The organism is Kitasatospora sp. MY 5-36 (assembly GCF_001182915.1).
Taxonomy (GTDB): domain Bacteria; phylum Actinomycetota; class Actinomycetes; order Streptomycetales; family Streptomycetaceae; genus Kitasatospora.
Genome location: NZ_LFVW01000665.1, coordinates 1 through 1,822, shown reverse-complemented (window position 1 = coordinate 1,822; position 1,822 = coordinate 1). Strand labels below are relative to the sequence as shown.

Below are 1,822 nucleotides of genomic sequence, written 5' to 3'. Positions count from 1 at the left end.
TCCAGACCCACTCCGGCCCGCCCACCCCGGACGACCTGGACGAGCTGCTCAACCGCCGCCGCGACCCCGACTACCTGCTCGCCCACCCGCGGACCATCGCCGCGATCGGCCGGGAGTTCAACGCCCGCGGGCTGTACCCCACCCACGTCGACCTCGGCGGGCAGCAGGTGCCGGCCTGGCGCGGGGTGCCGATCCTGCCGTGCAACAAGATCCCGATCACCAAGGAGAACACCAGCTCGATCCTGGTGATCCGTACCGGTGAGGACAACCAGGGCGTCATCGGCCTGCACCAGACCGGCCTCCCGGACGAGTACCAGCCCTCGCTGTCGGTCCGCTTCATGGGCATCGACGAGAAGGCGATCATCTCGTACCTGGTCAGCGCCTACTACTCGGCCGCCATCCTGGTGCCGGACGCGGTCGGCGTGCTGGAGAACGTGGAGATCGCCCACCGCCGCAGCTGAGCGCGCAGAACGGTGAGCGCGGGCCGTTACCGATCGGCTCGATGATCGTTTGACCTGATGACGGACGGCCCGCCCCCTGAAGGCGGGCCGTCCGCCTGACCGTGTCTGATCACTTCTGGTCGTACCCGATGGAACTTCCGTCGGGAACGCGACCGTACTCGACCTTTCCGCCCGTTCCGTCCGTCCTGCCCGTTCCTTCGCGGCCGGTCGGCCCGAGCCCGTTCCGTCCTCCCCGGACGATCCGAGAGGTGTGTGGAGCCCATGCCCCAGCGTCGGCAGATCTGCCGGATACCGTCCGGCGTCGCTGGGGGTGCGGCCCCCGGGCGGCGGGTGCGGCTGATCGGCGCGGCGGCCGGCGTGGTCGCGATCTGCGCGCTGGTCGGCGGTGCGACCGCGTCCGGCGCCGGGCATCCCGGGGGGTACCCGCACGGCCCGGTGGTGGACATCTGTGTGTGCGACGAGACCGACCTCTCGATGTCGGTGCGGCCGGGCGGACAGGTGACCGTCGGCGTGGACGTGGACGTGGACGTCCAGGTCGGCGTCGGCGCCGCGCCGGGCGTCGGTCCGGGGCACCACGGGCCCAAGCCCCCGCACGGGCACCACCCCTGCCGCACACCCAAGCCCGCCCCGAAGCCCACCGCGCCGCACTTCCCCCCGCCCCAGTTCCCCTCGGCGCACTTTCCGGCGCCGTCCGTCTCGGCGCCGTCCTTGTCCTCGCCGCCCTTCTCCTCGCCCTCGCGTCCGGCGGGGCTGCGGAGCGAGCCCGGACGGCCGGTCGAGGGGCAGGGTGGCCCCGGGCAGCTCGGGCCGGGCCACGACGACGGCGATGACGACGAGTACGACGACGGGTACGGCGACGACGAGTACGGCGACCACGGCTGGCACCACCATCACCACCATCACCACCACCCGTGCCCGAGCCCGAGCCCGAGTCCGAAGCCCACACCGAGCCCGACGTCGACCCTCACCCACACGCCCAGCCCGACGCCCACTCCGACGCCGACTCGGACCCCGACCCGCACCCCCACACCGACCGCCACGCCGTCGCCGACTCCCACGCCGTCACCGACTCCGAGCCCCATGCCGAGTCCGAGCGCGACTCCGAGCCCCACGCCGAGCGCGAGCCCGAGTCCGAGTCCGAGCGCGAGTCCGAGTCCGAGCCCTACCGCCACGTCGTCGCCGACCTCACCGTCCCCCAGCCCGACGCCGTCCCCCAGCCCGTCGCCCGCGTCGCCCGCACCTTCGGCGTCCCCGGCTCCTTCGGTCCCGCCCTCCGTGTCGCCGTCGGCACCCGTACCGGGGCCCTCCCCGGCCGCGCCGGCGACCCCGGCCCCGTCGGCGCCCGCCCCCGCACAGGCCCC

General features: G+C 74.0%; 2 pseudogenes. Both read left to right on the top strand.

Annotated features, from left to right (window positions below):
* Nucleotides 1-461, top strand: a pseudogene (locus AE652_RS33055) (Crp/Fnr family transcriptional regulator); the annotation flags it as partial.
* Nucleotides 462-1,372: 911 nt separating this feature from the next.
* Nucleotides 1,373-1,822: pseudogene (locus AE652_RS45595) on the top strand (hypothetical protein); the annotation flags it as partial.